This window comes from Desulfosarcina cetonica JCM 12296, assembly GCF_001311845.1.
GTDB classification, from domain to species: domain Bacteria; phylum Desulfobacterota; class Desulfobacteria; order Desulfobacterales; family Desulfosarcinaceae; genus Desulfosarcina; species Desulfosarcina cetonica.
In genome coordinates, this window is sequence record NZ_BBCC01000272.1 from 1 (window position 1) to 6,632 (window position 6,632).

The 6,632-nt window shown below is 60.0% G+C and carries 7 protein-coding genes and 1 pseudogene; all 8 read right to left on the minus strand.

Annotation, left to right across the window (positions count from 1 at the left end; all coding sequences use genetic code 11):
- Nucleotides 1-335, minus strand: a pseudogene (locus JCM12296_RS31550) (hypothetical protein); the annotation flags it as partial.
- On the minus strand, nt 307-1,104 hold the full coding sequence (gene recO, locus JCM12296_RS31555; protein WP_054701439.1) for a DNA repair protein RecO: 798 nt from the start codon (nt 1,102-1,104) through the stop codon (nt 307-309). The gene recO and the pseudogene JCM12296_RS31550, both read right to left, overlap by 29 nt.
- 3 nt (nt 1,105-1,107) lie before the next feature.
- Nucleotides 1,108-2,460 (minus strand): magnesium transporter, encoded by a 1,353-nt coding sequence (gene mgtE / locus JCM12296_RS31560; RefSeq protein WP_054701443.1) that lies wholly within the window; start codon nt 2,458-2,460, stop codon nt 1,108-1,110.
- The gene (locus JCM12296_RS31565; RefSeq protein WP_054701446.1) at nt 2,460-3,182 is read right to left on the minus strand and encodes a helix-turn-helix domain-containing protein; all 723 of its coding nucleotides are present in this window, start codon (nt 3,180-3,182) and stop codon (nt 2,460-2,462) included. Before JCM12296_RS31565 ends, mgtE begins: the two co-directional genes overlap by 1 nt.
- Nucleotides 3,183-3,233: 51 nt before the next feature.
- Nucleotides 3,234-4,223, minus strand: coding sequence for a peptidylprolyl isomerase (locus tag JCM12296_RS31570; protein WP_054701449.1), 990 nt, complete (start codon nt 4,221-4,223; stop codon nt 3,234-3,236).
- A 118-nt stretch (nt 4,224-4,341) separates the two neighbouring features.
- Nucleotides 4,342-5,499: a TRCF domain-containing protein gene (locus JCM12296_RS46435; RefSeq protein WP_054701452.1), complete on the minus strand. Its 1,158-nt coding sequence runs from the start codon at nt 5,497-5,499 to the stop codon at nt 4,342-4,344.
- The gene (locus tag JCM12296_RS46440) at nt 5,430-6,155 is read right to left on the minus strand and encodes a DEAD/DEAH box helicase (protein WP_054701455.1); all 726 of its coding nucleotides are present in this window, start codon (nt 6,153-6,155) and stop codon (nt 5,430-5,432) included. Before JCM12296_RS46440 ends, JCM12296_RS46435 begins: the two co-directional genes overlap by 70 nt.
- A partial coding sequence (locus JCM12296_RS46445) for a CarD family transcriptional regulator (RefSeq protein WP_281492222.1) occupies nt 6,146-6,632 on the minus strand: 487 nt, incomplete at its 5' end. The genes JCM12296_RS46440 and JCM12296_RS46445, both read right to left, overlap by 10 nt.

Consider the following 6,632-nt stretch of genomic DNA (forward strand, 5'->3'; position numbering starts at 1 on the left):
CCGAAATAGTCGGCCACGGCGAACATCAAACCCAGGGGATGGTCGTAGGGGGCCTCCCCGGGGGGGAAGGCGGCCTCGCTGATTCCGGTCGACAGGATGTGAATGTCATCGTCGTCCGCGGGATCCAGCCGGACCGTGGTGCGCAAGTCAAGGGCGATGTTGACCGTGGTCGGCGCCAGTCGGCGCAAGGGGTAGTGAAAGCTGCTGATGTCCAGCGTGCCGCCGAAATCGATGCGGCAGGGGGCGGATGTTTCGATCCGGCGGTCGGCCAGTGGCTTGCCCACATGGCCCAATGCCGGGCCTGAATCAGCGATGTGCCCTTTTTCTTTTGCCATGAATGGTTTTCCTTATCGCCCGAAGGACGCCCAGGCTCTTCGGGGTTCTGCCGATGTGATAGGGAACGAAGGCTTCCAAAAAGTCCAGGCCCTCGGCAATCGCCGTCGGGGTGAAGCGCACGCGGGCGGCGTGTTCCAGATCGCCCCTGTCGATCCAGGCCAGTTGTTTCAAGGTGCCCTTGGACAGGTGCACCCGATCGCCGGCCATGCCGCCGCAGGTGGGGCAGGCGATGCCGCCTTTGGCCGGGTCGGAGATCACCGTGGCATGCCGAATCTGATCCAGGCCGGTTTTACAGGCATGACAATGGTCGAAGTTGGGACGAAAGCCGGCAATGCTCATAAACCGCATCTGAAAAAGGATGCTGAGCACTTCCACGGGCGTCTCCCCGCGATTGAGCTCGCCGAGTACGTGGGTGATCAATTGGTACAGCGTTTCATGGGGCTCTCCCTCGGCCATCCACAGATAGATGATTTCGGCCCAATAGCTGGCGTAGACGGTCTTGACGATGTCTTCACGGATGTTGAAAAAAGGCTCTTCCAGGGTGGCCTCCTGGAGAACCGGCATTCCCTTGCGGCGACCCTGGGTGAGCACCACATCCAGTCGGGAGAAGGGTTCCAACACGCCGGGAAAGCGCCGAACGCTCTTTTTGGCCGACTTGGCGATGGCGCTGGTTTTGCCCTGGATCAAGGTGAACAAGGTGACGATGAGATCGAAATCGCCGAAATCGATCCGCCGCAGCAGGATGGCCGGGGTGCTCAGACCGGTCATGGGTCAGACATCCAGAAAACCGGTGGCGATGGTAAAATAAAAATACACACTGATGATATCGATGGCGGTGGTCACAAAGGGACCCGTGGCCACGGCCGGATCGATATTGATGCGGGCCAGCAGCATGGGAACGGTCGATCCCACCAGGGCGGCCACGGACATGGAGCACACCACCGCCAGGCAGACGGCCAGGGCCAACAGGATGGTGTTGTACTGGACCTGGGCCACCGAGCCGATCAGGGCGCCGTAGACCATGCCCAGGATGAAGCCCACGGCCAGCTCCTTGCCCACCACCGACCAGATATCGCGAATGTCCAGGCGACCCGTGGCCAAGCCGCGCACCACGATGGTCGAGGATTGCGTGCCGATGTTTCCGCCCATGCCCATGATAACGGGGATGAAAGCGGCCAGATAGGTGATGCGGCTCAGGCTGTCCTCAAACCGGCCGATCACGTAAAAGGCGAAGATGCCGCCCAGGCAGCTGGCAAACAGCCACGGCAGGCGGATGCGCGTGCTTTTGATGATGCTCTTGGTCTCGACGAACTCCTCGCCGACACCGGCCATCTTGAGAATATCCTCGGTGGCTTCCTCGCGGAAGATGTCGATGACGTCATCCACGGTGACGATGCCCACGATGCGGTTGTTGTCGTCCACCACCGGCACCGCCAGAATATCGTAGCGGGCCACCAGCTTGGCGACTTCTTCCTGATCCATGTGGGTTTGCACGGAGATCACATCGGTGGTCATGAAGGCCTTGAGTGGGGTCTGCGGTTTGACCACGACCAGCTGTCGCAGGGAACACACCCCCACCAGCTTGCCATAGGCGTCGATCACGTACAGATAGAACGGCATCTCCACATCGGCGAATTCCTTCTGGATCCGTTCGATGGCCTCGGAGGCGGTGATTTCCTGATCCAGGGCGATGAAATCGGGGTTCATGATCCCACCGGCGCTGTCATCGGCAAAGCGCATGAGATCCTCGACCTCATCGGAACCCGCCTTGTTCATGCGCTTGAGCAGGCTGTTGACCGTCTCCTCGGGCAGATGGCTGAGCAGATCGGCCACGTCATCGTTGGGCATGGCCTCGAGGACCGCCACCACCTGTTCCGGATCCATGTCTTCGATGAGGTCGATGAAGAGATCTTCGTCGAGTTCGCTGAACAGGATGCCTTTTTGTTCCACATCCTCGATCATGTCGAAGAGCAGCCGTTGATCCGGGTGCGGAAGATCCCTGAAGAGGATGGAAAGGTCTGCGCCGTGGGTTTTGTTGACAATCTTGCGCAGACGACTGGTGGCACCCCGGCGCAGGAGGCGCTTGACAGTGAGGGTCAGAATGGTTTGGCGGTCATGCTGCATCAGGGAATCTTCAGGCTCACGATCTGACCGCTGCTGCCGTAGATCTTGACCGGCCGTTCATTGAGAAACAGCTCCAGGCCGGTGGCATTGCCGATCATCAGATTAAAACTGCGGTTGGCTTCCAGTTCAAGTCGCTCTTCGGGTTTGAGGGTGTAGGAACGGGCATTTTGGCCATCCACCATGACTTTCAACCAGGTCTGTTCCACGGCAATCACTTTCAGCTTTAATTTTTCCGGGCTGGTCACCGGCAGGGGGCTTTGCCCCTCGCGGGTGGCGGGCTCGGCGGCCGTACCGGCCAATGGGTCGTGGTCCAGAACCGACGGGCCGGCCGCGGGTTCCGGCTCCATGAGAAGATTGGTGTAGCGCACCAGGAGCAGGATGCTGGTGATCAATCCGAGGGTGATCAGCCCCCGTCGCAGCATGGACAGGTTGGCCTGTCGCCTGAGCTGCTGCTGCCTGGCGATGGCCTGGCGTTCCAGTTCGGTCAGATAAAGGTTCAGGGCCACGTCGGGGTTGGCGCCCACGGTCTCGGCGTAAGCGCGGATGAAGCTTTTCACGTAGGCCTGTGGTGGCAAGCGGCTGGGATCATCCGCTTCCATGGCGGCCAGGCAGTGGGGGGCAATCCTGGTCCGCCGGGAAACGGCTTCGAGCGACAGGGCCTGTTTCAGGCGGAACGCCTGGAGATAGCTCCCAAAAGACTCGCGATTCGTATCCGCTTGCATTTGCCGAAACCACCGTCGTAACGGATTGGCGATCCTTCCCGGACGCCGATCCTAATTGATGATTTTAATATGGGACTGCTTGCGCAAGGTGTCGAGCCAGGAGAGGAATTGCTTGTCCACCACCTCATTGTAGAGTTTCTGGTGAATCTCCTGTTCGACACTCTCTATGGGCTTGCCTTCACTGCGCCCGACCGCCTCGACATAAAAGAGCTGAAATCCCCGTTCCGTCTCCAGGACCGCCGTGGGCTGGCCGGCCTTGAGCCCCTCCAGGGCGGTCCGGATTTTCGGGCTGAGGGATGTGTTTTTGAATTCACCGATATCGCCGCCATCCTTGGCTGCCGGACCTTGGCTGTTGGTGCGCGCCAGGTCGGCAAAATCGGCGCCGTCAGCCGCCTGGGCACGAATTTTTTCCATTTTTTGCCGGATCATCGCCCTGTCGTTCTCGGTGGCATTCGGCGGCACGGTCATCAGGATGTGGCGCAGATGGTACTGGCGTGCCCCGCCATAGATATCGGGGTGGTCATCGTAATACCGGTGGATCGCTTCATCGGTGATGGCAATCTTGGATTTGACTTCGTAATTGACCAAACGGGCCCGCAGGACCTGTTCCTTCACCTTGTTGCGATATTCTTCCAGGGTCATCTCGTTTTGTGCCAGAAACCGACGCAAATCTTCGTCGGTAAAGGAATTGGCCTGTTTGATGCGCTCGATGGTGGCGTCGATCTCGGCATCGTCCAAATGGATGTCGTTACGTTTGATCTCCTGGTCGGTGAGCTTTTCATCGATCAACTGATTGAGCAGGTCACTGCGCACCTTGAAAATCGTCTGGCGCTCTTTCTCCGCATCGAATCCCTGTTCATGGATCCGCTGGGCATAGGGCCGCAAGCGTGCGTCGAGTTCGCTGAGCAGAATGATATCCTCATTGACCACCGCGACGATGCGATCCAGCACATCGGATGCGATCGCGACCGTTGCCAGACCGAAAACCATCACCGCCACCAGTAAAATACCGCCACTTGGATGCCGTTTATGCGATAGCATATCGTGTTCCTTTTCCGGGTTGCCCATGTCAGTCTCTAACCTATTGCAACCTTTCTAAATATTATCATTATAATGACTCACGAGTTAACATGTTGCGCAATTTCGATCAAGATGTTTTTCACCTGGGCCAGCATGCTTCGGGGGGGGCTTTGGTCAGTCCGGCCTTGAACAGATGATCCGGTGTGAACTGGTAAAGCCCCTTGCCGCCGGTCACCATTTCGATGATCCCCAAGGGGCGTTGCTGGTGAATCTCGCTGAAGGCCAGGACCAACTGCTGACCGAACAGATCCAGCCGTTTGACACCGGCACGCACGGCCAACACCCGCAGCATGATCTTGAGCAGGAGATTTTCGGTCTCCTCGGGCAGGGGGCCGAAGCGGTCGGTCAGCTCGGCCTTCATGGCGGCGATCTCCTTGAGGTCGGTCACCTTGGCCAGACGGCGATAGAGGGAGAGACGCTGGTCGATATCGGCCACATAATCCTCGGCCATGTAAGCGGACATGGACAGGTTGATCTCGGGTTCGAGGCCGTCGGTGATGGGCTCGCCCTTCAGTTGGGCCACGGCCTCCTCCATGAGCTTGAGAAACATGTCGTACCCCACAGCGGCGATATGGCCCGACTGGGAAGCGCCCAAAATGGCGCCGCCGCCCCGGATCTTGAGGTCGTTCATGGCGATCTGGAAGCCCGAGCCCAGGTCGCTGTGTTCCATGAGCACCTTGAGGCGCTTCTGGGCATCGGTGCCCAGTTGGCTCTCTTCGGGAATAAAAAGGTAGGCGTAGGCCTGCTCGTCGGAACGGCCCACCCGGCCGCGCAGCTGATAGATCTGGGCCAGGCCGAACCGATCGGCCCGGTTGACCAGGATCGTGTTGGCCGTGGCCACGTCGATGCCCGATTCAATGATCGTCGTGCAGACCAGCATGTCCACTTCACGGGCCATGAATTGCATCATCACCTTTTCCAGATCGTTTTCACCCATTTGCCCGTGGGCCACGGCCAGACGCACCTCGGGTACCAGCTGTTTGAGGCGTGCGGCCATGCGCTCGATGGAATTGACATTGTTGTGCACGAAGAAGATCTGACCGCCCCGGTAAAGCTCGCTGCGGATGGCCTCGCTGACCACGGTCTCGTCGAATTCGCAGACATAGGTGATGATCGCCCGGCGCTGCTCGGGCGGGGTGGCGATGACGCTGATATCGCGGATGCCCATCATGGAAAGATGCAGGGTGCGGGGGATCGGCGTGGCCGTGAGGGCCAGCACGTCCACCGTGGCGCGCATTTTTTGAGCTTCTCCTTGTGACGCACGCCGAAGCGCTGCTCCTCGTCGATGATGAACAACCCCAGGTCGGCGAATTCAACGTCCTTTTGCAGCAGGCGGTGGGTCCCGATGACGATGTCTACCGTGCCTTTCTTGACCGCCTCGACGATTTGGCGTTGCTCGGCCTTGGAGCGGAACCGGCTCAGGCAGGCGACCTTGACCGGGTAGGCCTCGAAGCGCCGCTCGAAAGTCGCGAAGTGCTGTTCGGCCAGCACGGTAGTGGGGACTAGCATGGCCACCTGCTTGGCCTCGCTGACCGCCAGGAACGAGGCCCTCAGGGCCACCTCGGTTTTGCCGTAGCCCACGTCGCCGCACACCAGCCGATCCATGGGCGTGGTGTTGCGCATGTCCTCCAACACATCCTCGATGGCCTTGAGCTGGTCGGGGGTTTCCTCGAAGGGAAAGTCCGCCTCGAAATCGGCAAAATGGCTGTCGGCCGCGCCAAATGTGTGGCCGGCGTTGATTTTGCGCTGGGCGTAGATCTTGAGCAGTTCGCCGGCGATTTTTTCGGCTGATTGGCGCACCTTGGCCTTGGCGCGCTCCCACGATCGGCCGCCCATCTTGTCCAGGGCCGGCTGCATGCCCTCGACCCCCATGTAGGTCTGGATCAGGCCCATGCGGTCCACGGCAGGTAGAGGCGATCGTCGTCCCGGTAGACGATCAGCAGGAAGTCGTTGATCGTTCCCTCCAGGTTGAGCTTGACCAGGCCTTCGTAGCGGCCGATGCCGTGTTCGTCGTGCACCACCAGATCGCCCTGCTTGAGCTCGGAAAAGGAGAGCAGTTCGGTGCGCACCTGCTTCTTGTCACGCGTGGCGCGTTTGGTCCGGGGACCGAAGATCTCGGCCTCGGTAAGCACGGCCAATCCGTCTCCCGGCCAGACGAAACCGCCGCTCAAGCGGCCCCGGCAGATCGTCACCCGACCGGGGCGGATGGCACGAACAAAGGCCTCACCCGTTTTCGCGGCGATGTCATACGGTGCCAGGATCGCGGCCAGGCGGCTGGTTTGGCGGTCGGTCTCGCAGACCATGACCATCTGACGGCCGGCCTCGCTCTGGGCGGCGATCCATTGGATCAGCGGGGCGGCCGGCTGTTCG

What these genes read in the sequence shown, in the direction of transcription:
- JCM12296_RS46435 (WP_054701452.1), bottom strand. Translation starts at nt 5,499, where the DNA reads ATGCGCGCCACGGTGGACGTGCTGGCCCTCACGGCCACGCCGATCCCC.
- JCM12296_RS46440 (WP_054701455.1), bottom strand. Translation starts at nt 6,155, where the DNA reads ATGGGCCTGATCCAGACCTACATGGGGGTCGAGGGCATGCAGCCGGCC.
- recO (WP_054701439.1), bottom strand. Translation starts at nt 1,104, where the DNA reads ATGACCGGTCTGAGCACCCCGGCCATCCTGCTGCGGCGGATCGATTTC.
- JCM12296_RS31565 (WP_054701446.1), bottom strand. Translation starts at nt 3,182, where the DNA reads ATGCAAGCGGATACGAATCGCGAGTCTTTTGGGAGCTATCTCCAGGCG.
- mgtE (WP_054701443.1), bottom strand. Translation starts at nt 2,460, where the DNA reads ATGCAGCATGACCGCCAAACCATTCTGACCCTCACTGTCAAGCGCCTC.
- JCM12296_RS31570 (WP_054701449.1), bottom strand. Translation starts at nt 4,223, where the DNA reads ATGCTATCGCATAAACGGCATCCAAGTGGCGGTATTTTACTGGTGGCG.